At 72.7% G+C, this 24792-nt stretch carries 22 protein-coding genes; 17 read left to right on the forward strand and 5 right to left on the reverse strand.

Going from position 1 to position 24792, the window contains the following annotated elements; genetic code table 11:
• Positions 1-505 precede the first annotated feature (505 nt).
• Genes gatC through RDI86_RS06155 form a run of 4 tightly spaced genes read left to right on the forward strand, consistent with a single transcriptional unit; the run spans position 506 to position 4455 of the window.
• Positions 506-802 carry an Asp-tRNA(Asn)/Glu-tRNA(Gln) amidotransferase subunit GatC gene (gene gatC, locus RDI86_RS06140; protein ID WP_021480419.1) on the forward strand — a complete coding sequence of 99 codons (297 nt, stop codon included), beginning with the start codon at positions 506-508 and terminating at the stop codon, positions 800-802.
• Position 803: 1 nt separating this feature from the next.
• A complete protein-coding gene (gatA, locus tag RDI86_RS06145; RefSeq protein WP_076405772.1) occupies positions 804-2342 on the forward strand; it encodes an Asp-tRNA(Asn)/Glu-tRNA(Gln) amidotransferase subunit GatA in 1539 nt (512 codons plus the stop codon).
• Entirely contained in the window at positions 2339-3844 is a 1506-nt protein-coding gene (gatB, locus tag RDI86_RS06150) for an Asp-tRNA(Asn)/Glu-tRNA(Gln) amidotransferase subunit GatB (RefSeq protein ID WP_021480421.1), read from the forward strand. Before gatA ends, gatB begins: the two co-directional genes overlap by 4 nt.
• A gap of 5 nt (positions 3845-3849) precedes the next feature.
• Positions 3850-4455: a GNAT family protein gene (locus tag RDI86_RS06155; RefSeq protein WP_308820958.1), complete on the forward strand. Its 606-nt coding sequence runs from the start codon at positions 3850-3852 to the stop codon at positions 4453-4455.
• Between the two features lie 101 nt (positions 4456-4556).
• On the opposite strand, the gene RDI86_RS06160 is transcribed toward RDI86_RS06155, so the two are convergent.
• The gene (locus RDI86_RS06160; RefSeq protein ID WP_308820959.1) at positions 4557-5435 is read right to left on the reverse strand and encodes a serine hydrolase; all 879 of its coding nucleotides are present in this window, start codon (positions 5433-5435) and stop codon (positions 4557-4559) included.
• 194 nt (positions 5436-5629) lie between these two features.
• Here RDI86_RS06160 and uraD point away from each other — a divergent pair, with 194 nt between their 5' ends.
• The 3 genes from uraD to pucL are packed head-to-tail and all read left to right on the forward strand — an operon-like array spanning position 5630 to position 7432.
• Positions 5630-6127, forward strand: coding sequence for a 2-oxo-4-hydroxy-4-carboxy-5-ureidoimidazoline decarboxylase (gene uraD / locus RDI86_RS06165; RefSeq protein ID WP_021480423.1), 498 nt, complete (start codon positions 5630-5632; stop codon positions 6125-6127).
• On the forward strand, positions 6124-6492 hold the full coding sequence (gene uraH, locus RDI86_RS06170) for a hydroxyisourate hydrolase (RefSeq protein ID WP_021480424.1): 369 nt from the start codon (positions 6124-6126) through the stop codon (positions 6490-6492). Before uraD ends, uraH begins: the two co-directional genes overlap by 4 nt.
• Position 6493: 1 nt before the next feature.
• Positions 6494-7432: a factor-independent urate hydroxylase gene (pucL, locus tag RDI86_RS06175; RefSeq protein WP_021480425.1), complete on the forward strand. Its 939-nt coding sequence runs from the start codon at positions 6494-6496 to the stop codon at positions 7430-7432.
• A gap of 69 nt (positions 7433-7501) precedes the next feature.
• Here pucL and RDI86_RS06180 read toward each other — a convergent pair whose 3' ends face one another.
• Positions 7502-8314: an IclR family transcriptional regulator gene (locus tag RDI86_RS06180; protein ID WP_061268761.1), complete on the reverse strand. Its 813-nt coding sequence runs from the start codon at positions 8312-8314 to the stop codon at positions 7502-7504.
• 129 nt (positions 8315-8443) lie between these two features.
• Between RDI86_RS06180 and RDI86_RS06185 the strand changes: the two genes are divergently transcribed.
• The 9 genes from RDI86_RS06185 to allB all read left to right on the forward strand — a co-directional run bounded on the left by RDI86_RS06185 (position 8444) and on the right by allB (position 20530).
• The gene (locus RDI86_RS06185) at positions 8444-9940 is read left to right on the forward strand and encodes an NAD-dependent malic enzyme (protein ID WP_021480427.1); all 1497 of its coding nucleotides are present in this window, start codon (positions 8444-8446) and stop codon (positions 9938-9940) included.
• A 44-nt stretch (positions 9941-9984) separates the two neighbouring features.
• Positions 9985-11631, forward strand: coding sequence for a malate synthase A (aceB, locus tag RDI86_RS06190; protein ID WP_085387606.1), 1647 nt, complete (start codon positions 9985-9987; stop codon positions 11629-11631).
• Complete coding sequence (locus RDI86_RS06195; protein WP_308820960.1) at positions 11631-12980, forward strand: DUF6986 family protein; 1350 nt, start codon at positions 11631-11633, stop codon at positions 12978-12980. Before aceB ends, RDI86_RS06195 begins: the two co-directional genes overlap by 1 nt.
• 82 nt (positions 12981-13062) lie before the next feature.
• Entirely contained in the window at positions 13063-13893 is an 831-nt protein-coding gene (locus RDI86_RS06200; protein WP_021481128.1) for a bifunctional allantoicase/(S)-ureidoglycine aminohydrolase, read from the forward strand.
• Positions 13894-14329: 436 nt separating this feature from the next.
• Positions 14330-14905, forward strand: coding sequence for an Ltp family lipoprotein (locus RDI86_RS06205; RefSeq protein WP_061268758.1), 576 nt, complete (start codon positions 14330-14332; stop codon positions 14903-14905).
• A 621-nt stretch (positions 14906-15526) separates the two neighbouring features.
• Positions 15527-16333 (forward strand): hydroxypyruvate isomerase family protein, encoded by an 807-nt coding sequence (locus RDI86_RS06210; RefSeq protein ID WP_086151230.1) that lies wholly within the window; start codon positions 15527-15529, stop codon positions 16331-16333.
• Between the two features lie 86 nt (positions 16334-16419).
• Positions 16420-17304, forward strand: a complete 885-nt coding sequence (locus RDI86_RS06215; protein ID WP_021481126.1) for a 2-hydroxy-3-oxopropionate reductase — start codon at positions 16420-16422, stop codon at positions 17302-17304.
• A 43-nt stretch (positions 17305-17347) separates the two neighbouring features.
• Entirely contained in the window at positions 17348-19123 is a 1776-nt protein-coding gene (gene gcl, locus RDI86_RS06220) for a glyoxylate carboligase (RefSeq protein WP_308820961.1), read from the forward strand.
• Positions 19124-19150: 27 nt separating this feature from the next.
• Positions 19151-20530, forward strand: a complete 1380-nt coding sequence (gene allB / locus RDI86_RS06225) for an allantoinase AllB (RefSeq protein ID WP_308820962.1) — start codon at positions 19151-19153, stop codon at positions 20528-20530.
• Positions 20531-20738: 208 nt separating this feature from the next.
• On the opposite strand, the gene RDI86_RS06230 is transcribed toward allB, so the two are convergent.
• The 3 genes from RDI86_RS06230 to RDI86_RS06240 all read right to left on the reverse strand — a co-directional run bounded on the left by RDI86_RS06230 (position 20739) and on the right by RDI86_RS06240 (position 23085).
• Positions 20739-21227: an SRPBCC family protein gene (locus RDI86_RS06230; protein ID WP_085387610.1), complete on the reverse strand. Its 489-nt coding sequence runs from the start codon at positions 21225-21227 to the stop codon at positions 20739-20741.
• Positions 21224-21592, reverse strand: a complete 369-nt coding sequence (locus RDI86_RS06235; RefSeq protein ID WP_043654229.1) for a helix-turn-helix transcriptional regulator — start codon at positions 21590-21592, stop codon at positions 21224-21226. The genes RDI86_RS06230 and RDI86_RS06235 overlap by 4 nt, the downstream gene beginning before the upstream one ends.
• 113 nt (positions 21593-21705) lie before the next feature.
• On the reverse strand, positions 21706-23085 hold the full coding sequence (locus RDI86_RS06240; RefSeq protein WP_076405754.1) for a deoxyribodipyrimidine photo-lyase: 1380 nt from the start codon (positions 23083-23085) through the stop codon (positions 21706-21708).
• 51 nt (positions 23086-23136) lie between these two features.
• Here RDI86_RS06240 and RDI86_RS06245 point away from each other — a divergent pair, with 51 nt between their 5' ends.
• Positions 23137-24768, forward strand: coding sequence for a peptide MFS transporter (locus RDI86_RS06245; protein WP_083711909.1), 1632 nt, complete (start codon positions 23137-23139; stop codon positions 24766-24768).
• The last annotated feature ends 24 nt before the right edge of the window (positions 24769-24792 follow it).

The following is a 24792-nucleotide window of genomic DNA, read 5'->3' on the forward strand; positions in this document are numbered from 1 at the left end:
CTAAGCCCTTCAGCGCCGATGGTACTGCCCTGGAGACGGGGTGGGAGAGTAGGACGCCGCCGGACAACCCTTCACCGAAGGCCCACCCCACACGGGGTGGGCCTTCGGCATATCCGCGCCCCTATTGCTGAGCTCTCGGCTGGCCGAGACAGACCTGCGGTTCGCCAGACAGGACCGCGGTCGCGAGAAGTAGAACCGTGGTCGAGAGGTGGAACGGCTGCCGGGCGAGGTAGAGCCGTGGTTCTCGTGCTCGACGGCGTGCGGCCGGCCTGGACCGTCGAGGTGGTTGGTGGTGCCGCGTCTACCATCCGCCGCTCGTTCCTCGCGGATCCCACCAGGCCCGCCACGAGGCGGTACCAGCACCCACCCCGCCCGGCTTGTCTCACCTCGTCGTGGCTCGCTCGGCGTCTGCGCGCGGTGTCGTCTGCGCTGTCTCGGTCACATCCGTGTGCCGGGAGGTCGGCGACGCGGTGGGCACGACGTCGGTCCCCACTAGAATGGGGGCATGTCCACCATCTCCCGTGACGAGGTCGCGCGCGTCGCCGCGCTGGCCCGCATCGATCTGCGACCCGAGGAGCTGGACCGGCTCTCCGGCGAGCTCGACGTGATCGTCGACGCCATCGCCAAGGTCAGCGAGGTCGCGACGCCCGACGTCCCCGCGACGAGCCACCCGATCCCGATGTCGAACGTCTTCCGTGACGACATCCCCGAGCCGCCGCTGCCCGTCGAGGACGTCCTCGCGGGCGCGCCCGCGGCGGAGGACGGCCGGTTCTCCGTACCGCAGATCCTCGGGGAGGAGTGAGATGACGGACCTGACACGGCTCTCCGCGGCCGAGCTCGCCGAAGGGCTCGAGGCGCGCGACTTCTCGAGCGTCGAGGCCACCCAGGCGCACCTCGACCGGATCGGCGCGGTCGAGGGCGCGGTCAACGCGTTCCTCCACGTCAACACCGACGATGCGCTGGCGACGGCCCGCTCGGTCGACGACCGCCGCGTCGCGGGCGAGCCGGTGCACCGGCTCGCCGGTGTGCCGATCGCGGTCAAGGACGTCGTCGTGACGAAGGGCATGCCGACGACGGCCGGCTCCAAGATCCTCGAGGGCTGGGTGCCGCCGTACGACGCGACGCTCGTCGAGAAGATCCGCGCCGCCGGGCTGCCGATCCTCGGCAAGACGAACATGGACGAGTTCGCCATGGGCTCGTCGACCGAGCACTCCGCGTACGGCAACACCCGCAACCCGTGGGACCTCGACCGGATCCCCGGCGGTTCGGGCGGCGGCTCCGCCGCGGCGGTGGCGGCGTTCGAGGCACCCCTCGCGATCGGCACGGACACGGGCGGCTCGATCCGTCAGCCCGGGGCCGTCACCGGCACCGTCGGCGTCAAGCCGACGTACGGCGGCGTCTCCCGGTACGGGCTCATCGCGATGGCGTCCTCGCTCGACCAGGCGGGCCCCGTCACGCGCACCGTGCTCGACGCCGCGCTGCTGCACGAACTCATCGGCGGCTACGACCCGCGCGACTCCACGTCGATCCCCGGCCGCGGGCCGGCGCTCGTCGACGCCGCGGTCCAGGGCGCCACGGGCGACCTCTCGGGCCTGCGCGTCGGCGTCGTCAAGGAGCTCACGGGCGAGGGCTACCAGGAGGGCGTGAGCGCGCGCTTCGCGCAGTCGCTCGACCTCCTGCGCGGGCTCGGCGCCGAGATCGTCGAGGTCTCCTGCCCGCACTTCGAGTACGCGCTCGGCGCGTACTACCTGATCATGCCGTCGGAGGCGTCGAGCAACCTCGCGAAGTTCGACGGCATGCGCTTCGGCCTGCGCGTGGAGCCCGAGGAGGGCCCTGTGACCGCGGAGCGCGTCATGGCCGCCACGCGCGGCGCCGGCTTCGGCGACGAGGTGAAGCGCCGCATCATCCTCGGCACCTACGCGCTCTCGGCCGGCTACTACGACGCCTACTACGGCAGCGCGCAGAAGGTCCGCACGCTCATCCAGCGGGACTTCGCCGCCGCCTTCGAGCAGGCGGACGTCCTGGTCTCGCCGACGGCGCCGACCACGGCGTTCCGGTTCGGCGAGAAGCTCGACGACCCGCTCGCCATGTACCTCAACGACGTCGCGACGATCCCCGCCAACCTCGCGGGGGTCCCCGGAATGTCGGTGCCCTCGGGCCTGTCGGACGACGGCCTGCCCGTCGGGTTCCAGATCCTCGCGCCGGCCAAGGCCGACGACCGCATGTACCGGGTGGGCGCCGCGCTCGAGGCCGCCCTGGTCGGCTCGTGGGGCGGACCGCTGCTCGACCGCGCGCCCGCGCTGCCCACGGCCACGAACGCACAGGAGGGCCAGGTCGGATGACCGCCACGACCGTCGACCTCGTCGACTACGCCGACGCCACGCGCCGCTACGACCCCGTCATCGGGATCGAGGTGCACGTCGAGCTCGGCACGCTGACCAAGATGTTCTGCCCGGCCGAGGTGAGCTTCGGCGCCGAGCCGAACACCCAGGTGACCCCGGTCTCGCTCGGGCTCCCGGGCGCCCTGCCGGTCGTCAACGGCAAGGCTGTCGAGTACGCGATCCGCATCGGCCTCGCGCTCAACTGCCAGATCGCCGAGACGTGCCGGTTCGCGCGCAAGAACTACTTCTACCCGGACGTCCCGAAGAACTTCCAGACCTCCCAGTACGACGAGCCCATCGCCTACGACGGGTGGATCGACGTCGAGCTCGAGGACGGGACCGTGTTCCGCGTCGAGATCGAGCGCGCGCACATGGAGGAGGACGCCGGCAAGAACACCCACGTGGGTGGGGCGACCGGTCGCATCCACGGTGCCGAGTACTCGCTCGTCGACTACAACCGCGCCGGCATCCCGCTCGTCGAGATCGTCACGCGGCCGATCACGGGCGCGGGCGACCGCGCCCCCGAGGTCGCGCGCGCGTACGTGCAGACGCTGCGCGACATCTTCCGGGCGCTCGACGTGTCCGAGGCGCGCATGGAGCGCGGCAACGTCCGCGCCGACGTGAACCTCTCGCTGCGCCCGACGCCCGAGTCGCCGCTCGGGACGCGCACCGAGACGAAGAACGTCAACTCGTTCCGCTCCGTCGAGCGGGCCGTGCGCTACGAGGTCTCGCGTCAGGCCGCCGTGCTCGACGCGGGCGGCACGGTGATCCAGGAGACCCGGCACTGGCACGAGGACACCGGCATTACGACGTCGGGCCGCGTGAAGTCGGACGCCGAGGACTACCGGTACTTCCCGGAGCCCGACCTCGTCCCGATCGCGCCGCCGCGCGAGTGGATCGAGGAGATCCGTGCCGGGCTCCCCGAGCTCCCGGTCGCGCGCCGCCGTCGGCTCCAGGGCGAGTGGGGCTACGCGGACGCCGAGATGCGCGACGTCGTGAACGCGGGCGCGCTCGACCTCATCGAGGCCACCGTCGCCGCGGGCACCAGCCCGGCCGGTGCGCGCAAGTGGTGGATGGGCGAGCTCGCGCGCCGCGCCAAGCAGGACGAGGTGGCGCTCGAGGCGCTGCCCGTCACGCCCGCGCAGATCGCCGCGCTGCAGGGTCTCGTCGACGCGGGCCGGATCAACGACAAGCTCGCGCGCCAGGTGCTCGACGGCGTGCTCGCCGGCGAGGGGGACCCGGAGGCGGTCGTCACCGCTCGGGGCCTCGAGGTCGTCTCTGACGACGGTGCGCTGCTCGCCGCGATCGACGAGGCGCTCGCCGCGCAGCCGGACATCGTGGAGAAGGTCCGGGGCGGGAACCTCGGGCCCGTCGGCGCGATCATCGGCGCCGTGATGAAGGCGACCCGCGGCCAGGCGGACGCGGGCCGCGTGCGCGAGCTCGTCCTCGAGCGGATCGGCTGACCGCCGTGACGCGCGGACCGGTCGTCCTGGGGGAGATGGTGCGTCTGCGCCCGATCGAGGCGCGGGACGCGGGCCGCATGTGGGAGTCGCTGCAGGACCCGGAGGCCAACCGGCTCACGGGGACGACGGCGACCTTCACGCGCGACCAGATCGACGAGTGGGTGGCGACCGTCAGCGACCGGGACGGCCGGTACGACTGGGCCATCACGCCGGGCGCGGTGCGTGACGGGCAGCCGGTGAGCGACGAGCTGATCGGCGAGATCGTGCTCAACGACCTCGACGAGCACGCGCGCTCGGCGAACCTGCGGCTCGCGCTGCTCCCGAACTACCGCGGGCGCGGCTACGGTCGCGAGGCCATCTTCGAGGTGCTGCGGTTCGCGTTCGACGGGTCGACGGACGTGGACGGCGTCCGGCACGAGGGACCGCGCCTGCACCGCGTGAGCCTCGACGTGCTGAGCATCAACCCCCGCGCCCGGATGCTCTACGAGTCGTTGGGCTTCCGCGAGGAGGGTCGGCTGCGCGACGTCTACCGCGACGGCGACGGGTGGGCGGACGCGACGGTCATGAGCATCCTCGAGGACGAGTTCCGGGCGGGCCTCGGCGCGTCCTGAGCCGTCCGCGGGCACGACCGCACGAAGGGCCCGGCAGCATCCGCTGCCGGGCCCTTCGTCGTCCCGTCCTGCACCAGCTCCTCGCCGCGCGGACGTGCCCGTCAGGCGCGGTACGCCTGGCGCAGCAGCTCCACGCCGTCCAGCGTGCCCTCGAAGGACGTGCCACCGGTCATGACGACCACGAGCTCCTGGTCGGGGAAGAGCGCCAGGAGCTGGCCGCCCAGGCCGAGGGCGAAGACCATGCCGAGGTCCGGGTCGGCCCACCAGTGCCAGCCGTACGCGCCGATCCAGGGGTAGGTCCGGGTGCGGGGGCGCCAGCACTCGCGCAGCCAGTCGAGCGGCGCGACCTCCTCGCGCAGCACGGCGGTCCCGAGGCGCGCGAGGTCGGTCGGGAGGAGGCACAGCCCGTTGCCCGCGTGGCTGTAGCCGTTCCGGTCCGCGTAGAAGCGCCAGCGGCGGATGCCCGACGGGCGGAAGAGGTGCTCCTCCGCCAGCTGCTCGACGCTGCGACCCGTGCGCCGGTGGAGCACCGCACCGAGCAGGTGCGAGGACCCCGTGGAGTACCACATCGTGCGTCCGGGCTCGTCGACCAGCGGCCGCTCCACGACGGCGCGCAGCAGGTCCTTGCTCGCCGTGAGCGGCGGGGCCGAGCCCCGCCAGGCGCCGAACTCCGGCCACTCGAGCCCCGACGTCATCCCCAGCAGGTGCTCGACGGTGATGGCGCGCTTGCGCTCGTCGTCGACCGGCACGTGCGGCAGGTGCGCAAGCGCCGAGGACGACAGGTCGACGTCGACGAGGCCCGCGAGGATGCCGGTGACGCTCTTCGTCACCGAGTTCAGCTTGGCGAGGCGGTCCGCTCCGTCGTGCCGGCGGAACCACGTGCGCTCGGTGGTCCCCGCGTGCACGACGACGAGCGCGTGCACGCCGGCGGTGCGCAGCCGCCGCTCCCAGCGCGGGCCGGTCCAGAGGTCGTCGATCATGGGGCAGGAACGTAGCGGCTCCGGCTCGCGGCGGACGACGGGATTACCGACGCGTGGCCGGGACGCACCGTGGTTGACATCACCCGACCCACGACGTACATTCATAAGACGGAAACAAACTTCCGAGATGTGGAATCCACTCCGAAGGTCGGGCGGTGTGCCGCCCGGCCCGGTCGTCGAGAGGGAACGCAGCGATGACGCTGGACGAGTTCAACCGGTGGTCGCCGGACGAGGCGCGGGACGCGCTCCTCGCGTGCGCCCACGTGGACCGCTGGGCCGAGGAGGTCGCGGCCGGGCGCCCGTACGCGACCGTGGAGGACGCCGCCGAGGCGGCGCTCACCGCCGCCGACCCGTGGACGGACGACGAGGTCGACTCCGCGCTGGCGCGCCACCCTCGGATCGGCGAGCGTGCCGAGGGGGAGGCCGCGGACGCGAGCATGTCGCGCTCCGAGCAGGCCGGCGTCGACACCTCCGACGACGACGTGACGCGCCGGCTCGCCGAGGGGAACCGCGCGTACGAGCAGCGGTTCGGCCACGTGTTCCTCGTCCGGGCCGCCGGGCGCAGCGCCGAGGAGATCCTCGAGCAGCTCACCGAGCGGCTGGGCAACGACGCCGAGACCGAGCGGGCGAACGCCGCCCGCAACCTGCGCGAGATCGCCGCGCTGCGGCTGAAGGGAATGCTGACGGCATGAGCACCCACGCCAGCCACATCACCACGCACGTACTCGACGCGGCCAGCGGTAGGCCCGCCGAGGGGATCACCGTCCGCCTGGAGGCGGCTCCGGAGATCGCGGAGGGGACGACGGGGCAGGGCTGGTCCCTGGTGGCGTCCTCCCGCACGAACGACGACGGTCGCGTGCCCCAGCTCGGGCCCGAGACCCTCGTCCCCGGTACGTACCGGCTCGTGTTCGACACGGCCGAGTACTTCGACCGGCGAGACACCGTGTCCTTCTACCCGGAGGTCGTCATCGTCTTCCGGGTGGCGAGCGCTGAGCAGCACTACCACGTCCCCGTCCTGCTCAGCCCGTTCGCCTACTCGACCTATCGAGGGAGCTGACATGAGCACCACCACGACTGCCGAGCAGTCGGCGGCCACGCAGAGCAGCGGGGCCATCGTCCTGGGCGACAACCAGTGGGGCAAGGCGGAGGTGCGCCTCGTGCGCGTCGACCGCTCCACGCCCCGCCACGAGATCACGGACGTCAACGTCTCCTCACAGCTGAGGGGCGGGCAGGAGGCCACGCACCGCGAGGGGGACAACTCCCGGTGCGTCGCGACGGACACGCAGAAGAACACGATCTACGCGTTCGCTCGCGACGGCGTCGGCGCGATCGAGGACTTCGCGATCCGCCTCGGGCAGCACTTCGTCGAGGACTTCGAGTGGATCGAGGGCGGGCGCTGGGAGATCGAGCAGTACTCCTGGAACCGCATCGAGACCTCGGACGGCGAGCACGACCACGCGTTCGTCCGCAACAACCAGGAGACGCGCACCACGGTCGTGCAGCGCGACGGCGACGAGGTCTTCGTCGTCTCGGGCCTCACGGACCTTGTCGTCCTCAAGTCGACGGGCTCGGAGTTCCACGGGTTCCCCCGCGACCGCTACACGACGCTCGTCGAGACGGACGACCGCATCCTCGCGACGTCGGTCACCTCGCGCTGGCGCTACACGACCACGGACGTCGACTTCGACGCGGTGTACGCGAAGGTCCGCGCGATCCAGCTCGAGGCGTTCGCGACGACGCACTCGCTCGCGCTCCAGCAGACGCTCTTCGCGATGGGCAAGGCCGTCCTGGAGGCCGTCCCGGAGATCGCGGAGATCAAGTTCTCGATGCCGAACAAGCACCACTTCCTCGTGGACCTGGCGCCGTTCGGCCTCGACAACCCGAACGAGGTCTTCTACGCGGCCGACCGCCCGTACGGTCTCATCGAGGCGACCGTCCTGCGTGAGGACGTCCCGGCCGAGCCGCGCGCCTGGGCGACCGTCACCGGGTTCTGCTGAGCCGACATGACGGACGGACGCGCCCTGCCGGGCCGCGGAGTACCCGCGGCCGGGCAGGGTGCGCCCATCTCAGGGCGCCGCGGTGATGAGCTCGCGCGTGAGCTCGCTCGCGACGCGGTGCAGCACCGGGACCGCGTGCTCGCCGAACTCGTACGTCACGCGGGCCGCGGGCCCGGAGACGGACAGCGCGGTGGGGGTCGGGGCGTCGGGCACCGCGACGGCGAAGCAGCGCACGCCGAGCTCCTGCTCGCCGTCGTCGATCGCGTACCCGCGCTCGCGGGTCGCGGCGAGCTCCGCGAGGAGCGCGTCGACGTCGGTGATCGACTGGTCCGTCGCGGGGGGCATGCCGACGCGGCCCATGATCTCGCGCACCGTCTGGTCGGGGAGCTGGGCGAGGACCGCCTTGCCGACGCCCGTGCAGTGCGTGTAGACGCGTCGTCCGACCTCGGTGAACATGCGCATCGAGTGGCTCGACGACGCCTGGGCGACGTAGACCGCCATGTCGCGGTCGATCATCGCGAGGTTCGCCGACTCGCCGAGGTCGTGGGCGAGGCGCTCCAGGTAGGGGCGCGCACCGGCGCCGAGCTGGCGGCCCGCCGACTCGCCGAGCCGGATGAGGCGCGGGCCGAGGGTGTACCGCCGCGACGGCGTCTGGCGCACGTAGCCCTGGGCGAGCAGCGTGCGCAGCAGGCGGTGGATCGTGGGCAGGGGGAGCCCCGCGTGCTGCGCGAGCTCGCTCAGGCCGGACTCCCCGCCGAAGTCGGCGAGCAGCTCGAGCAGCTCGATCGCGCGGTCCACGGACTGCACGCCCCCGGCCGGCTTCGCCGTCCGCGTGCCCGGCGCGGTCTCCGTCGGCTCCGTCGCCGCCGGTGTCTCGGCCATCTCACCATCTCCTGTCCACCAGGTGCCGCCCGACGGCGGGCGCACCTCGCCTGAGCAGTGCGGGAACCTCCCGCACTCCCTTCCGCATCACGGAAGACACGCATCAGCATACGAGAAGAAGGAACGAACATGACGTCCGAGACGAAGGCCCCGGAGACGCAGGCCGCGACGGCGAAGAACGCCGCGACCAGCCCGAGCTACTCCATCACGCTGCGCGTCGAGGCCCCCAGCGGTCACCGCACGGCGAGCGACCTCGTCGCGGCCGTGAGCGCGACGGGTGCCGCGATCACGGGCGTCGACGTCTCGGAGTCGGGCGCCGACCGCCTCGTCGTCGACATCACGGCCGACACCGTCGACGCCGCGCACGTGGAGCAGATCCGGGACGCGCTGAGCGCGCTCGACGGCCTCACCGTGCGGCACGTGAGCGACGCGACGTTCCTCATGCACCTCGGCGGCAAGCTCGAGGTCAACCCCAAGGTGCCGCTGCGCCACCGCGCCGACCTGGCCCGTGCCTACACGCCGGGCGTGGCGCGCGTGTGCCTCGCCATCGCGGAGCGGCCCGAGGACGCGCGCCGTCTGACGGTCAAGCGCAACACGGTCGCGGTCGTGACCGACGGCACCGCCGTCCTCGGCCTGGGCGACATCGGTCCCGCCGCGGCCCTCCCCGTCATGGAGGGCAAGGCCGCGCTGTTCAAGCAGTTCGCGGGTGTCGACGCCTGGCCGGTGTGCCTCGACACGACCGACACCGAGGAGATCATCCGCACGGTGAAGGCCATCGCGCCCGTGTACGGCGGGATCAACCTCGAGGACATCTCCGCGCCCCGCTGCTTCGAGATCGAGCGCCGTCTGCGCGAGGAGCTCGACATCCCCGTGTTCCACGACGACCAGCACGGCACGGCGATCGTCGTGCTCGCGGCGCTGACGAACGCGCTGCGCGTGGTGGGCAAGGCCATCGAGGACGTGCGCATCGTCGTCTCCGGTGTCGGCGCGGCGGGCAACGCGATCATCGCGCTGCTCCAGGGCCAGGGCGCGGGCAACATCGTCGCGTTCGACCGCCAGGGCGCGATCCACCCCGGCGCGAGCCTCACCGACGAGCACCGCCGCCGCCTGGCGGAGACGACCAACCCCGAGGGTTTCACGGGCACGCTGCGCGAGGGCCTGGCCGGTGCCGACGTCTTCATCGGCGTCTCGGGGCCGAACATCCTCACGGGCGACGACGTGGCCACCATGGCCGACGACGCGATCGTCTTCGCGCTGGCGAACCCCACGCCGGAGGTCGACCCGATCGCCGCGGCGCAGCACGCGACGGTCGTCGCCACGGGCCGGAGCGACTACCCGAACCAGATCAACAACGTGCTCGCCTTCCCGGGCCTTTTCCGAGGCCTGCTGGACGTCGGCGCGAGCGAGATCACCGACGAGATGCTGCGCGCCGCGGCCGTCGCGATCGCCGACGCGGTCGCGCCCGAGGAGCTCAGCGCGAGCTACATCGTCCCGAGCGTCTTCGAGCCGGCCGTCTCCACGGCCGTCGCGCGCGCCGTCGCCGAGGTCGCGGAGCGCGACCGCGCGGGCCAGGCTCAGGAGAGCAGCACGTCGGGCCACCACGTCGGGTCGGCAGCCCGGTCCTGACGCACCCTCGTCAGCCCGGCCCGCCCCGCAGAAAGGACACCACCATGACCACCACCACGGCCGTCGCCGTCCACGGACCCGCCGTCGAGCGGTCCGACGAGATCCTCACGCCGGACGCGCTCGACTTCGTCGCCGACCTGCAGCGCCGGTTCGGCGCCCGCCGCGACGAGCTGCTCGCCGCCCGGGCCGCGCGGCGCGAGCAGGTCGCCCGCACGGGTCGCCTCGACTTCCTGCCCGAGACCGCCGACGTGCGCGCGGGGGACTGGACGGTCGCCGGCGCGCCCGCCGACCTCCGGGACCGCCGCGTCGAGATCACCGGGCCCCCGACGCCCAAGATGGCGATCAACGCCCTCAACTCGGGCGCGAAGGTCTGGCTCGCCGACCTCGAGGACGCGTCGACGCCGCACTGGAGCAACGTCGTCGGGGGGCAGGTCGCCCTGCACGACGCGACGCGCCGCACGCTCGCGTTCACGTCGCCCGAGGGCAAGCAGTACGCGCTGCGCCCGGAGACCGACGGCGACCCGCTCGCCGTCATGGTCGTGCGGCCCCGTGGGTGGCACTTCGACGAGGTGCACCTCACCGTGGACGGGACGCCCGCCGTGGGCGCGCTCGTCGACTTCGGGCTGCACTTCTTCCACAACGCCGCGGAGCTCGTCGCGCGCGGCTCCGGGCCGTACTACTACCTGCCGAAGATGGAGTCGCACCTCGAGGCGCGCCTGTGGGACGAGGTCTTCACGCACGCGGAGCAGGCGCTCGGCATCCCGCACGGGACGATCCGGGCGACGGTCCTCATCGAGACGATCCCGGCCGCGTTCGAGATGGACGAGATCCTCTACGAGCTGCGCGACCACGCGTCCGGGCTCAACGCGGGCCGCTGGGACTACCTGTTCTCCGTGATCAAGTACTTCCGCGACTCCGGGCCGTCGTTCACGCTGCCCGACCGCGGGTCCATCACGATGACCGCGCCGTTCATGCGCGCGTACACCGAGCTGCTGGTGCAGACGTGCCACCGGCGCGGCGCGTTCGCGATGGGCGGCATGGCGGCCGTCATCCCGAACCGCCGCGAGCCCGAGGTCACCGCCCAGGCGTTCGAGAAGGTGCGCGCCGACAAGCAGCGCGAGGCCGGCGACGGCTTCGACGGGTCGTGGGTCGCGCACCCGGACCTCGTGCCGGTGTGCCGCGAGGTGTTCGACGGGGTGCTCGGCGAGCGACCCAACCAGCTCGACCGGCAGCGCCCCGACGTCCACGTCACCGCCGACCAGCTCCTCGACGTGGCGTCCGCGCAGGGCGACGTCACCGAGGCCGGGCTGCGCAACAACCTCTACGTGTCCGTCGCGTACGTCGCGGCGTGGCTCGCGGGCAACGGCGCGGTCGCGATCCACAACCTCATGGAGGACGCCGCGACCGCGGAGATCTCGCGCTCGCAGGTGTGGCAGTGGGTGCGCTCGGGCGCGTCGTTCACCGCGGGCGAGAGCGCGGGCACGACCGTCACCGCCGACCTGGTCCGCACGCTCCTGCGCGAGGAGACCGCGCGGCTGCGGGACGACGTCGGGCACGAGGCCTACGACGCCGGGCCGTACGACCGGGCGGCGGCGCTCGTCGAGGACATCGCGCTCAACGAGCACTACGTCGACTTCCTCACGCTGCCCGCGTACGAGGACGTCGTCGCGCACGAGCAGGACGCGTCCTGATGCCGGCCGGTCCCGAGGCGGGCTCGGTCCGCGGCTTCAGCGAGGACGGCGTCGCGGCGCTGCACGCGTCGCTCGACGGTCTGCTCGCGCCCTGGGACGCGGAGCTCGCGGCCCGCTACCCGGGCGACGACGGCTCGCGCCAGCCCGTGCACACCGTCTACGTGCCGGGCGACCGGTACACGGCCGGCCTCGCACCGGAGTGGGCGGCCCGGGCGCGCGAGGCGGTCGACGGCGCAGGCGGCGTCCGCCGGCTCGTGGACCTGCTGGGCGTCGGGGAGGGGGCCGGGGGCGACCTCGCGGACGCCGTCGCGGAGCGCGTGAGCGCGAAGCTCGCGGTCGAGGCGATCGAGGACCTCCGGATCGACTTCGAGGACGGGTTCGGCGACCGCGGCGACGCGGCGGAGGACGCCGCGGTGATCGCGGCGGCGCGCGAGCTCGTCCGGGCCGAGGCGCAGGGCACCGCGACGCCGTTCGCGGGCATCCGCATCAAGTGCCTCGAGGAGGCGACGCGCCGACGTGGCGTGCGCACCCTCGCGCTGTTCGTCGCGGAGGTCGTCGCGGGTCGCGTCGCGGCCGGCGAGACCCGCGCCCTGCCGGACGGGTTCGTCGTGACGCTCGCCAAGGTCACCGCGCCCCAGCAGGTCGAGGCGATGGCGCGCGCGTGCGAGCACGTCGAGGACGCGAACGGCCTCGAGCCGGGCACCCTGCGGTTCGAGGTCCAGGTCGAGACGCCGCAGGCGCTGCTCGCGGCCGACGGCACGGCGACGGTCGCCCGCCTCGTGCACGCCGCGCCGGGTCGTGTCACGGCGCTGCACTACGGCACGTACGACTACTCGGCGTCGCTCGGTATCGCGGCGGCGTACCAGTCGATGGAGCACCCCGCGGCCGACCACGCGAAGTCGGTCATGCAGCTCGCCGTCGCGGGCACGGGCGTGCGGCTGTCGGACGGGTCGACGAACGTCCTGCCCGTCGGCGACCCCCAGGCCGTGGACGCCGCGTGGCGCCTGCACGGGCGGCTCGTGCGCCGCTCGCTCGAGCGCGGGTACTACCAGGGCTGGGACCTGCACCCCGCGCAGCTCCCGAGCCGGTTCGCCGCGACGTACGCGTTCTACCGCGAGGGCGCGGCGTCGGCGCTCGCGCGCCTCGCGGCGTACGTCGGGTTCGTGCCCGACGCCGGGGGCGTCCTCGACGAGCCGGCGACCGCCAAGGCGATGGCCTGGTTCCTCGGACGCGGCGTCGACTGCGGCGCGCTCACCGATACCGAGGTCCGCACCGCCACCGGCCTCGACCGCGCCGGGCTCGACGCGGTTCGCGTCTCCGGGCGCGCGCCGCAGCCCGTCGCGGGCTGAGCGCCCGCCGGCCCTCCCATCCTTCCCGCCGTCCGCCGTGGCGCCGCCACCGGCACGGCCACGACCTCCGAGGAGTGACCCCATGACCCAGACCACCCCCTACTACACCCCGCAGGGTGGCCTGCCCGGCCAGACCGAGCTGCTCACCGACCGCGCGATCGTCACCGAGGCGTACACGGTGATCCCGCGCGGCGTGCTGCGCGACATCGTCACGAGCAACCTGCCCGGCTGGGACAAGACCCGGCTGTGGGTGCTCGCCCGGCCGATCGAGGGCTTCGCGACGACGTTCGCGCAGTACGTCATGGAGGTCTCGCCCGGCGGCGGGTCGGACCAGGGCGAGGACGAGGAGACCGTGCAGTCCGTCGTCTTCGTCACCGAGGGCACGCTCGTGCTCACGCTCGCCGGGGTCGAGCACGTGCTCGAGCCGGGCGGGTACGCGTACCTGGCGGCGGGGGAGCGGTGGGCGCTGCACAACCGCTCGGACGCGAAGGCCGCGTTCCAGTGGATCCGCAAGGTGTACGAGCCGATCCCGGGCCACACCGCGACGTCGTTCGTCACGCGCGAGCAGGACGTCGAGCCGCGTGCGATGCCGGACACGGACGGCGTGTGGGTGACGACGCGGTTCGTCGACCCCGACGACCTCGCGCACGACATGCACGTCAACATCGTGACGTTCCAGCCCGGCGGGTCCATCCCGTTCGCGGAGACGCACATCATGGAGCACGGGCTCTACGTGCTCGAGGGCAAGGCGGTCTACCGCCTCAACGGCGACTGGGTCGAGGTCCAGGAGGGCGACTTCATGTGGCTCCGCGCGTTCTGCCCGCAGGCCTGCTACGCGGGCGGCCCCAAGCCGTTCCGCTACCTGCTCTACAAGGACGTGAACCGGCAGGTCAAGCTCGACCGTCGACGCTGACGAGACCTGACGAGGGCATGACCAGGGCCCGGCTCCGCACGCGGAGCCGGGCCCTCGTCGTGCTTCGGGTGTTTTCACCCGCCGCGGCGCGAAGATCATCCGGCTCCGAACGGCTCTCGGCCTGTCGGCGGTGCCACAGTGGGGTGTAAGGCAACGGATCACGTGAACCAATGGAGTGTTCATGGCACCGCGCTACAACTCCCCGCCCAACTGGCCGCCGCCTCCTGCAGGGTGGTCACCGCCGCCAGGCTGGTCGCCTGACCCCGCATGGGGACCCGCGCCGCAGGGGTGGAGGTTCTGGATCGAAGACACCGAGTCCGGTTCTCCCGATCCCCGAGGGGCGCTTCCCAAGGTCGGTGCCGGTGACGAGACCGCGGGAGCGGCACAGGGGAAGTCCTGGATTGCGCGGCACAAGCTCCTGACGGGAGCAGGCGGTGTGGTCCTGCTCATCGTCGCCATCGCGGCGCTGGTCGGCGGGAATGGCGGCGCAGGCGAAGATCCCGTCGTCGTCGCGACGACGCAAGATGCCGATACGGGCGAGAAGTCGGCTGACGAGATCGCTGCGGAGGAGCAAGCAGAGGCGGATCGCCTTGCCGAGGAGGAAGCTGCGGCGGCGGCGGAAGCCGAGGAGGAGCGGCTGGCGGAGGAGCAGCGACTCGCTGACGAGGCGGCTGCTGCGGAGGCAGCCGCTGCCGAAGCAGCGAGGATCGGGTCGGTCGCGCAGCAGAATGCGTACCGGTCGGCCGTGAGCTACCTCGACCTCACGGGGTTCTCGCGTTCGGGCCTCATCGGGCAGCTCGAGTTCGAGGGCTTCAGCGCAGCCGACGCCGAGTTCGCGATCGCTCGACTCGAGGCCGAAGGCGGCGTGGACTGGAACGCGGAGGCGGCCGAGAGCGCGGCGAGCTACCTGGACTTGACGTCGTTCTCGCGGGCCGGTCTCGTCGACCAGTTGCTCTTCGAGGGATTCACACAAGAGCAAGCCGAGTATGGAGTGAGTACCACGGGACTGTGACTCAAGGTCCGTCCCGACCGTTCGCCGCCATCGTGTCGTCGAGGGCCAGTCCGCACGGCGATCCTGCCCGTCGACGAACGTCCCTGCAGCGACGAGGTTTGCGCCTCTGTCGAGCCTCACGTTCTGCGCCTTCATGAAGGCCGCGCCCGCCCACTCCTCGAAGAGCAGCGCGACCGGCCCTTGACGTCCTGACCGAGAGGCAGCGCGTCTCGCCCTTCGCCATCGCGACGATGCGCGACATCTGAACGTCGCCGAGTGCGATTCGAGCCCGCACGCCCGGAAGCGGGAGCCGTCTCACGATCCCCTTCATGTGTCGTGTGAGGGCGGACGGTAGCCGCGCGCGAGCCCAAGTGGGTCACCGTCTCCCTCCACCGTCGTCCCGAGGGTCTGCACCTGAGGCTCGGGAGAGGTTCAGTCTTGCGTGCCCTCGTGAGTCTTCGCTGACGGGCTTCCCGTCGCGCCAGATACGGGAAGGCGCCGACGCCCTGGACGTCGCGCCAAGGCTTCCCCGACGCTTGACGCTCTGCGCGAACGGCGCTTACACTTCCATACAGCAGAAGAAAAGTTCCGCAGAATGGAATCGCAAGGTCGCGAGACGCGGACGGACCCAGGGAGACGACGATGAGCCCCGCACCGACGTACACCGTCAACTGCTCGATCCTGCTCACGGACCTGCCGCTGCTCGAGCGGCCGGCCGCCGCCGCGGCGGCGGGGTTCCGGGGCGTCGAGTTCTGGTGGCCGTTCGCGTCGCCCACGCCCGCCCGCGACGAGGTGGACGCGTTCGTCGGCGCGATCGAGACCGCGGGCGTGCAGCTCACGGGCCTCAACTTCGACGCCGGGAACATGCCCGGCGGCGACCGCGGCCTCGTGTCGTGGCCCGCGCGCTCCGCCGACCTGCGCGCGAACCTCGACGTCGTCACCGCGATCGGGGAGCGCACCGGCTGCCGCGCGTTCAACGCGCTCTACGGCAACCGCCAGGAGGGCGAGACGCCCGAGGTGCAGGACGAGCTCGGCGCCGAGAACCTCGCGCTCGCGGCGCGGGCCGTCGGGCGCATCGGCGGCACGGTGCTCGTCGAGCCCGTGAGCGGCGCGCCGGCCTACCCGCTGAAGACCGCGGCCGACGCGGTGCGCGTCATCGACCGGGTCGCCGCCGACCACGGCGAGACGAACCTCGGTCTCCTGTTCGACGTCTACCACCTGGCCGTCAACGGCGACGACGTCGACGCGGCCCTGTCGACCTACCGCGGCCGCATCGCGCACGTGCAGGTCGCGGACGCGCCCGGTCGTGGCGAGCCCGGCACGGGCGACCTGCCGATCGAGCGCTGGACCAAGGACCTGCGCGCCGGCGGCTACGACGGCTGGATCGGCCTCGAGTACAAGACCGCGGCCGCCGACCCGTTCGCGTGGCTCCCCGCCGCCGAGCGCTGACGCGACCCCCGGCCGTCCGCCGGCCGCGTGCCGGCGTCCGTCGGCCGCCCCGACCCCCGACCTGAACCACCCAAGAGGAGCACACCATGGCCTCCATCGCCTTCATCGGACTCGGCATCATGGGCAGCCCCATGGCCGTCCACCTGCAGAACGCCGGGCACGACGTCGCGGGCTACAACCGCAGCCCCGAGAAGACCGCGCCGCTCGTCGAGGCGGGTGGTCGCGCGGCCGCGTCGGTCGCCGACGCGGTCTCGGGCGCCGACGTCGTCGCGATCATGGTCCCGGACTCGCCCGACGTGGAGGCGGTGCTCACCGGCGACGACGGCGTCCTCGCGAACGCGAAGCCCGGCGCGCTCGTCGTCGACTTCTCCTCGATCCGCCCGGACGTCACGGTCGCGCTCGCGCAGCAGGCGAAGGACGCGGGCCTGCGGATCGTCGACGCCCCCGTCTCGGGCGGCGAGCCGGGCGCGATCAACGCCGCGCTGTCGATCATGGTCGGCGGCACGCCCGAGGACTTCGAGGCGGCCAAGCCGTTCCTCGACGTCGTGGGCAAGACGGTCGTGCACGTGGGCCCGAACGGCTCCGGCCAGACGGTCAAGGCCGCGAACCAGCTCATCGTCGCCGCGAACATCCAGGCGCTCGCCGAGGCGGTCGTCTTCCTCGAGGCCTACGGCGTCGACACCGAGGCCGCGATCGAGGTCCTGGGCGGCGGCCTCGCGGGCTCGGCGGTGCTGAACCAGAAGGCGCGCAAGATGCTCGACCGCGACTTCGGCCCCGGCTTCCGGATCGAGCTCCACCACAAGGACCTCGGCATCGTCACCGCCGCGGCCCGCGAGGCGGGCGTCGTCGCGCCGCTCGGCGGCCTCGTCGCCCAGCTCATGGCCTCCGCCCGCGCGAACGGCGACGGCGGCCTCGACCACTCCGGCCTGTTCCGCGGCGTCGAGCGCCTGTCCGGCCGCGACGGCTCCTGACTTCCCCCTGACGACGACGTCACCTCCAGCAAGGAGAGAAACCATGCCTCGTATGCGTGCGGTGGACGCCGCAGTGGCGATCCTCGAGATCGAGGGCGCGACCCAGGCGTTCGGCCTGCCCGGCGCCGCCATCAACCCCTTCTACTCCGCGATGCGCGCGCACGGCGGCATCGACCACGTGCTCGCCCGCCACGTCGAGGGCGCGTCGCACATGGCCGACGGCTACTCCCGCGCGAAGCCGGGGAACATCGGCATCTGCATCGGCACGTCGGGCCCCGCGGGCACCGACATGATCACCGGCCTCTACGCCGCGTGGGCCGACTCGATCCCGATGCTCTGCATCACGGGCCAGGCGCCGGTCGCCAAGCTCGACAAGGAGGACTTCCAGGCCGTCGACATCGCGAGCATCGCCGCTCCGGTGACGAAGATGGCCAAGACCGTGCTCGAGGCCGGGCAGGTGCCGCAGGTCTTCCAGCAGGCGTTCCACCTCATGCGCTCGGGCCGCCCGGGCCCGGTGCTCGTCGACCTGCCGATCGACGTGCAGCTCACGGAGATCGAGTTCGACCCGGCGACCTACGAGCCGCTGCCCGTGCACCGCCCGGCGGCGACGCGCGCGCAGGCCGAGAAGGCGATCGACCTGCTGCTCGCGGCGGAGCGTCCCCTGCTGGTCGCGGGCGGCGGCATCGTCAACGCGGGCGGCGAGGACCTGCTCGTCGAGCTCGCCGAGACGCTCGGCGTCCCCGTGATCCCCACGCTCATGGGCTGGGGCGTCATCCCGGACGACCACGCGCTCATGGCCGGCATGGCCGGTCTCCAGACGTCGCACCGCTACGGCAACGCGAACCTGCTCGCGTCCGACTTCGTGCTCGGCATCGGCAACCGCTGGGCCAACCGCCACACGGGCGGCCTCGACACGTACCGCGCGGGCCGCACGTTCGTCCATGTCGACATCGAGCCGACGCAGATCGGTCGCGTGTTCGCGCCCGACTACGGCATCGTCTCGGACGCGAAGGCGGCCCTCGAGCTGTTCGTCGAGGTCGCGCGCGAGCGCCGCGACGCCGGCCGTGCGCGCGACTACGCGGGCTGGGCGGCCGAGTGCGCCGAGCGCAAGCGGACGCTGCAGCGCAAGACGCACTTCACCGAGATCCCCATCAAGCCGCAGCGCGTGTACGAGGAGATGAACAAGGCCTTCGGCCCCGAGACGCGCTACGTCACGACCATCGGGCTCTCGCAGATCGCCGGCGCGCAGTTCCTCCACGTGTACAAGCCGCGGCACTGGATCAACGCGGGCCAGGCCGGGCCCCTCGGCTGGACGGGGCCGGCGGCGCTCGGTGTCGCGAAGGCCGTGCCGGACGAGCCGGTCGTCGCGCTCTCGGGCGACTACGACTTCCAGTTCATGATCGAGGAGCTCGCGGTCGGCGCGCAGTTCAACCTGCCGTACGTGCACGTCGTCGTGAACAACTCCTACCTGGGCCTGATCCGCCAGGCGCAGCGGGCCTTCGACATGGACTACCACGTCCAGCTCTCGTTCGAGAACGTCAACTCGCCCGAGCTGGGCGGCTACGGCGTCGACCACGTCAAGGTGGCCGAGGGGCTGGGCTGCAAGGCGATCCGCGTGACCGACCCCGAGGGGCTCGGCGAGGCGTTCGCGAAGGCGCAGGCCATGGCGGCGGAGTTCCGCGTGCCGGTCGTGGTCGAGGTCATCCTCGAGCGCGTCACGAACATCGCCATGGGCGTCGAGATCACGGGCGTGAACGAGTTCGAGGACCTCGCGATCTCGGCCCAGGACGCCCCCACCGCCACCGCGCTGCTCGACTGAGCACGCCGCACCCAGGGAGCAGGAGACATGACGGAGGGCGCGATGGGCACGGGTGAGGTGAGCGGTCGCGGGCACGAGTACGACCTCGTCGTGCGCGGCGAGCGCGTGCTCGTCGCCGGTGGCGAGCACCCGCGCGAGGTAGGTGTCGTCGGGGGAGTGGTCCGCGCGATCGAGCCGCTCGGCGCGAGGCTCGACGGCGCGCGCGTCGTCGAGCTGGGGCCGCACCAGGTGCTGGTCCCGGGGCTCGTCGACACGCACGTGCACGTGAACGAGCCGGGGCGCACCGAGTGGGAGGGCTTCGCGTCCGCGACACGGGCCGCCGCCGCGGGCGGGGTGACGACGATCGTCGACATGCCGCTCAACTCGATCCCCCCGACGGTCGACGTCGAGGCGCTCGAGACCAAGCAGAAGGTCGCGCGCGACCAGGCGTTCGTCGACGTCGGGTTCTGGGGCGGCGCCGTGCCCGGCAACGCGGACGAGCTGCGGCCCCTGTGGGACGCGGGCGTGTTCGGGTTCAAGTGCTTCCTGCTGCACTCGGGGGTCGAGGAGTTCGGGTACCTCGAGCCGGACGAGCTGGAGGCCGACCTGCGCCTGCTCGCCGACTTCGACGGGCTCATGCTCGTGCACGCCGAGGACTCGCGCGCGATCGAGCGGGCGCCCACCCCGCACGGCGACCACTACGACGCGTTCCTCGCGTCGCGCCCGCGCGGCGCGGAGAACGTCGCGATCGCCGCGGTGATCGAGGCGGCGCGCTGGACCGGGGCGCGCGCGCACGTGCTGCACCTGTCGAGCTCGGACGCGCTGCCGATGATCCGCAGCGCGAAGCGCGAGGGCGTGCGCCTCACGGTCGAGACGTGCCCGCACTACCTGGCGCTCGCGGCCGAGGAGATCCCCGACGGCGCGACGCAGTTCAAGTGCTGCCCGCCCATCCGGGAGATCGACAACCGCGAGCTGCTCTGGGAGGGGCTGCTCGACGGCACGATCGACTGCATCGTCTCGGACCACTCGCCGAGCACGCCCGACCTCAAGGAGCTCGACACGGGCGACTTCGGGACGGCGTGGGGCGGGGTGTCGTCGCTCCAGCTCGGTCTCGCGATCGTGTGGACCGAGGCGCGGACGCGCGGTGTGCCGTTCGCGCGCGTCGTCGAGTGGATGTCGGCTCGCCCGGCGGCCGTCGCGGGCCTGCGGCGCAAGGGCTCGATCGCGCTCGGCTTCGACGCGGACCTCGCGGTGGTCGAGCCGGACACGGCGTTCGTCGTCGATCCGAAGGCCCTGCATCACAAGAACCCCATCACGCCGTACGCCGACCGCGCGCTCTCGGGCGCCGTCGTCGCGACGTACCTGCGGGGCGAGGAGATCACCCTCGACCGCCCCACGGGCCGCCTGCTCGCGCGCGGCGACGCGTGAGGGGCTGAGACTCCCGTGCCCGGCCGCGGGGGCCGGGCACGGGGAACCACCTGACCCGTACACGACGAGGGGCGGCACCGCTGGTGGGTGCCGCCCCTCGTCGAGCGCGAGGTAGAGCCCTGGTCGCCCGAGGTAGAGCCCTGGTCGCGACCACGGCTCTACCTCGGCGGACCGGGGCTCTACCTCGGCGGGGTGGAGGGCGTGGGGGTCAGGATTGCGCGAGGAGCTCGTCGAGCTGCTCGTAGCCCTCGCGGACGCCGACCTCCATGCCGCTCGCGACGAAGCCGTCGCGGCCCTCGAACGAGTCGACGAGCGACGTCGCGGTGAGCCGGCTGCGGCCGTCGGGCAGGTCCTCGAACACGAGGCGGTCGAGCGAGACGCCGTCGGGGAAGCCCTCGAACGTGAACGTCTGGACGATGAGCTCGTCCGGGCGCACCTCGTGGACGCTGCCGAAGAACGCGTACTCGTTGCCGTCCGGGTCGACCTGGACGTACCGGTACGCGCCGCCCGTGCGCACGTCCCAGAGCTCGTTGCGCTGGGTGAGGTAGCGCGGGCCGTTCCAGCGCGCGAAGAGCTCCGGGTCGAGGTGGGCGCGGAAGACCTTCGCCGCGGGCGCGTCGAACTCGCGCACGATGCGGACGATCGGGAGGTCCGTGGGGACGACGATCTCGGTCTCGTGGGTGCCGGTGGTGGTCATGGTGCTGCTCCTGTCGTCGGGTCGTTCTCGGTGGTGCCCGGTCGGTCGGGCAGGTCGCGCAGGACGTCGTCGAGGCGGCGGTAGCGGTCCTCGGCCTCGCGCCGGTAGCGCTCGATCCACTTCGTCATGAGGTCCAGCACCTCCGCCTCGAGGTGCACGGGGGCGCGCCGGGCGTCCGTCGTGCGGGTCACCAGGCCGGAGTCCTCGAGCACGCGCAGGTGCTTGGACACCGCCTGGACGGACATGTCGTACGGCCGGGCAAGCTCCCCGACGCTGGCGTCTCCCGACGCGAGCCGGGCCACCATGTCGCGGCGCGTGGGATCGGCGAGCGCCGAGAACACGCGGGAGAGCGGGTCGGCCGTCACGGGACCTCCTCGTGGGGCGCCGGGGTACGGCGTCCGGTTCGTCAACTCATTGGTTGACAACGACGCTACGCCGCACCCGGCAAGTCGTCAACCCTTTGGTTGAGAAGATCGCGTCAGGCGCGCCGGGCCCGCTCGAAGTCGTCGAGCGAGACCTTCCGCTCGACGGCGTGGTCGACGATCCGCTCGGGGTACCCGGCCGGCAGCTCGCGCAGCGTCCACGGCTCGTGGACCCCCCGGCCCTCGACCTCCCGCAGCTCCGGCACCCACCGGCGCACGTACGTGCCGTCGGGGTCGAACTTCTTGCCCTGGGTGACGGGGTTGAAGATGCGGAAGTACGGCGCGGCGTCGCGGCCCGTCCCCGCGACCCACTGCCAGTTCAGCTGGTTCTGTGAGACGTCGCCGTCCGCGAGGTGCGCCATGAAGTGCTCCGCGCCGCGCTGCCACCGCACGTGCAGGTCCTTGACGAGGAACGACGCCACGACCATCCGCACGCGGTTGTGCATCCACCCCTCGCCGAGGAGCTGGCGCATCCCGGCGTCGACGAGCGGGTAGCCCGTGCGGCCCTCGGCCCACGCGGCGAGGTACGCGTCCTCGGCGGCACCCTCCGCCCACGCGTCCTCCGGGACGACGGTCCGCAACGACTGCTGCGCCGCCCCCGGGTGGTGGAACAGGACGTCCGCGTGGAACTCGCGCCAGGCGAGCTCGGAGCGGTAGGCGAGCGCGTCGTCGGACGGCGCGGAGCCGTCGTGCAGGGCGCTCCGCACGTCGGCGAGGAGCGTGCGCGGGTGCAGCTCGCCCCACTTCAGCGGCACCGACATGCCCGACGTCGCGGGCCGGTCCGGGCGGTCGCGCTCGGTCGCGTAGCCCGCGAGGTGGTCCGCGAGGAAGTCGCGCCAGCGCCGTCGCGCCGCGGCCTCGCCCGCCGCGGGGAGCCGGGCGTCGGTACCGGGGTCGGCGGGGACGCCGTCCGACCGGAGCGTGGCCCACGGCACGTCGCGCGGCCTCGGCGCCGGGTCGCGCCAGCCGTGCTCGACCCACGCGTCGCGGAACGGCGTGAAGACCTGGAACGGGGTCCCGGTGCGCGTGCGCAGGCGCCCCGGCGCGACGGCGTAGGGCGAGCCGGTGCGCACGAGGTGCGCGTCGGCGTCGGGCAGCGCCTCCTCGACCGCGACGTCGCGGGCGACGCCGTAGGGCTCGAACGACGCCGCGACGTGCACCTCGCGCGCCTCGACCTCGCGCGCGACGGCGGGCACGACGGCGCGCGGGTCGCCGTGCCGGACGACGAGCCGGCCGCCCGTCGCCTCGTCGAGCGCGGCGAGGCTGCGCGCGAGGTAGGCGCGGCGCGGGTCGCCCGCGGCGCCCCACAGGCGGGGATCGAGCACGTAGAGCGCGACGACCTCGTCGTCCGCGTCCCGGGCGGCCTGCACCGCCGCGACGAGGGCCGGGTTGTCGGCGAGGCGGAGGTCGCGGCGGCACCACCAGAGCGTCGGCATCCGGCCACGCTAACGGTCGCAGGCGGTGCACGCCGGTGGGAGCATCGCAGGATGGGTGGTGACGACCGACGAGAGCAGGACGACGCGCGACGCCGTGCGCTCGGGCGCGAGGCGCGCACCGAGCCGGAGGCCGGGGCACCGCCCCTCGGGCCGGGGACCGCGGCCGGTGTAGGGGCCGCCGAGGGCCCCGCGGCGGGGGCCATCGTCGGGGACCACGCGTTCTTCGGGCACCCGCGCGGGCTGCTGACGCTCTTCACCACCGAGCTGTGGGAGCGGTTCAGCTACTACGGGATGCGCGCGATCCTGCTGTTCTACCTCACGGACACCGTGGCGAACGGCGGCCTGGGCATCGGGGAGACGACGGGCCTCGCTCTCGTGTCGATCTACGGCACCAGCGTGTACCTGCTGTCCGTCGTGGGCGGCTGGCTCGCGGACCGCGTGATCGGGTCCCGGCGCTCCGTCCTGTACGGCGGCATCATCATCGCGGCCGGGCACGTGAGCCTCACGGTCCCCGGCGCGGGCTTCTCGATGGTGGGCATCGCGCTCGTCGCGCTCGGCACCGGCCTGCTCAAGCCCAACGTGTCGTCGATGGTCGGCGAGCTGTACGCGCGCGACGACCCGCGCCGCGACTCGGGCTTCTCGATCTTCTACATGGGCATCAACCTCGGCTCGTTCGTCGCGCCGTTCCTCGTGGGCGCCGCGCGGGCCTGGGGCGGCTACCACGCGGGCTTCGCCGTGGCCGCGGTGGGGATGGCCGTCGCGCTCGTGTTCTTCGTCGCGGGCCGGCGCTACCTCGGCGAGGCGGGGGCGCACGTGCCCAACCCCGTCCGCCCCGAGGAGCGCGCGAAGATCGCGCGGATCTTCCTCCTCATCGCGGGCGGCGTGGTGCTCGTCGGTCTGGTCGCCGTCCTCGTCGCGGGCGGGTTCGAGATCTCGACCTTCATCGACACGATGTCCTACCTGGCGTTCCTCGCGCCGATCGCGTACTTCATCGTCATGTACCGCTCGCCGCGCGTGACGGACGCCGAGCGGCCGCGTGTCATCGCGTACATCCCGCTGTTCGTCGCGGCGATGCTCTTCTGGATGATCTTCGAGCAGGCGGCCACGACGCTCTCGGCGTTCGCGAAGGACCGCACCGACCTGACGTTCTTCGGCGTGGGCATCAGCCCCGAGTTCTTCCAGTCGGTGAACCCGCTGTCGATCATCGTCCTCGCGCCCGTGTTCGCGTGGATCTGGCTCAAGACGGGCGACCGCCCGACGACGGCCAACAAGTTCGCGATCGGCCTCACCCTCGCGTCGGTGTCGTTCCTCTTCCTCGCGGCCGCGTCGGCCGTCGTCGGCGACGGCAAGGCGCCGTCGTGGGTGCTCGTGCTCGTCTACGTGATCCAGACGCTCGGCGAGCTGTGCCTGTCGCCGGTCGGCCTCGCCGCGACGACCCTGCTCGCGCCGAAGGCGTTCCGGTCCCAGGCGATGGCCCTGTGGTTCCTCGCGCCCGCCGCCGGGCAGGCCATCACCGCGCAGGTCGTGCAGGTCACCGAGGGTGCCTCCGACACCGCGTACTTCGGCGGCATCGGCGCCATCACCCTCGTGTTCGCGCTCGCGCTGTTCGCGCTCGCGCCGTGGGTCACGCGGCACATCCGCCACGCCGACGAGCTCGAGGGCGCGCACACCGCCGGGGCCTGAGGGCGGCGTCGGACGACGGAGCGG

The organism is Cellulosimicrobium sp. XJ-DQ-B-000, assembly GCF_031119065.1.
GTDB lineage: Bacteria > Actinomycetota > Actinomycetes > Actinomycetales > Cellulomonadaceae > Cellulosimicrobium > Cellulosimicrobium funkei.